The organism is Exiguobacterium sp. CH10, from assembly GCF_018617635.1.
GTDB lineage: Bacteria > Bacillota > Bacilli > Exiguobacteriales > Exiguobacteriaceae > Exiguobacterium > Exiguobacterium aestuarii_A.
In genome coordinates this window covers 1-1,264 of the sequence record NZ_JACSKO010000015.1, presented here as the reverse complement: position 1 = coordinate 1,264, position 1,264 = coordinate 1, and the positions used below count along the sequence as shown (strand labels likewise).

The following is a 1,264-nucleotide window of genomic DNA, read 5'->3' as shown; positions in this document are numbered from 1 at the left end:
CCCTGTAAAGTCTGGTGGCGATAGCGAGACGGCCACACCCGTTCCCATGCCGAACACGGAAGTTAAGCGTCTCAGCGCCGAAAGTAGTTGGGGGATCTCCCCCTGTGAGGATAGGACGTTGCCAGGCTTTATTTTTTTAAAAAAGTTATTGACTTTACATAAAATGACCTTTAAAATAGGTAAAGTCGATATGACTTAAAACGGTCCCGTGGTGTAGGGGTTAACATGTCTGCCTGTCACGCAGAAGATCGCGGGTTCGAATCCCGTCGGGACCGCCATTTTTAATTTAATATTTATGGCTTTGTAGCTCAGTTGGTAGAGCAAAGGACTGAAAATCCTTGTGTCGGCGGTTCGATTCCGTCCAAAGCCACCATATAACGCGCCGGTGTAGCTCAGTTGGTAGAGCATCTGACTTGTAATCAGAGGGTCGAGGGTTCGAATCCTTTCGCCGGCACCATTTTTTCATGGCGGTTGTGGCGAAGTGGTTAACGCACCGGATTGTGATTCCGGCATTCGAGGGTTCAATTCCCTTCAGCCGCCCCATTAAAATTTAATGAGCCATTAGCTCAGTTGGTAGAGCATCTGACTTTTAATCAGAGGGTCGCAGGTTCGAGCCCTGCATGGCTCACCATTTCTCATTAATTTTTATTACTAAATACGTAATTTCACATGCGGGTGTGGCGGAATTGGTAGACGCGCTAGACTTAGGATCTAGTGTCCTTGACGTGGGGGTTCGAGTCCCTTCACCCGCATCTCTAAAATACTTATGCGGAAGTAGTTCAGTGGTAGAATACGACCTTGCCAAGGTCGGGGTCGCGGGTTCGAATCCCGTCTTCCGCTCCATCTTAATACGCGGTCGTGGCGGAATCGGTAGACGCGCTAGGTTGAGGGCCTAGTGGTGGTTAACACCGTGGAGGTTCAAGTCCTCTCGACCGCACCATATGCACCCTTAGCTCAGCTGGATAGAGCGTTAGACTACGAATCTAAAGGCCGGGAGTTCGAATCTCTCAGGGTGCACCATTATTACGGGAAGTAGCTCAGCTTGGTAGAGCACTTGGTTTGGGACCAAGGGGTCGCAGGTTCGAATCCTGTCTTCCCGACCATTTAATTTTTGGTCTTTGAAAACTGAACGATGAGGCAAAAATAAGTTTTACAATTTTTTGAATGAAGCGCAAGCTTCGTCAATTTAAGAGCTATATCAAATTCTTTGGAGAGTTTGATCCTGGCTCAGGACGAACGCTGGCGGCGTGCCTAATACATGCAA

Annotated in this window: 10 tRNA genes and 2 rRNA genes; all 12 read left to right on the top strand. The window is 48.4% G+C overall.

Features of this window, described 5'->3' with window-relative positions:
- Positions 1–10: 10 nt before the first annotated feature.
- Positions 11–127, top strand: a 5S ribosomal RNA gene (gene rrf, locus KNP04_RS15250).
- 75 nt (positions 128–202) lie between these two features.
- Positions 203–278 (top strand) — tRNA-Asp (locus tag KNP04_RS15245).
- A gap of 19 nt (positions 279–297) precedes the next feature.
- A tRNA-Phe gene (locus KNP04_RS15240) sits at positions 298–373 on the top strand.
- 8 nt (positions 374–381) lie between these two features.
- Positions 382–457: transfer RNA gene (locus tag KNP04_RS15235), tRNA-Thr, on the top strand.
- Positions 458–467: 10 nt separating this feature from the next.
- Positions 468–543: transfer RNA gene (locus KNP04_RS15230), tRNA-His, on the top strand.
- Positions 544–555: 12 nt separating this feature from the next.
- Positions 556–631, top strand: a tRNA-Lys gene (locus tag KNP04_RS15225).
- Between the two features lie 40 nt (positions 632–671).
- Positions 672–752 (top strand) — tRNA-Leu (locus KNP04_RS15220).
- Between the two features lie 16 nt (positions 753–768).
- Positions 769–843 (top strand) — tRNA-Gly (locus KNP04_RS15215).
- A gap of 9 nt (positions 844–852) precedes the next feature.
- A tRNA-Leu gene (locus tag KNP04_RS15210) sits at positions 853–940 on the top strand.
- A gap of 3 nt (positions 941–943) precedes the next feature.
- Positions 944–1,020: transfer RNA gene (locus KNP04_RS15205), tRNA-Arg, on the top strand.
- 6 nt (positions 1,021–1,026) lie between these two features.
- A tRNA-Pro gene (locus KNP04_RS15200) sits at positions 1,027–1,103 on the top strand.
- Positions 1,104–1,204: 101 nt separating this feature from the next.
- Positions 1,205–1,264 (top strand): 16S ribosomal RNA (locus KNP04_RS15195); the annotation flags it as partial.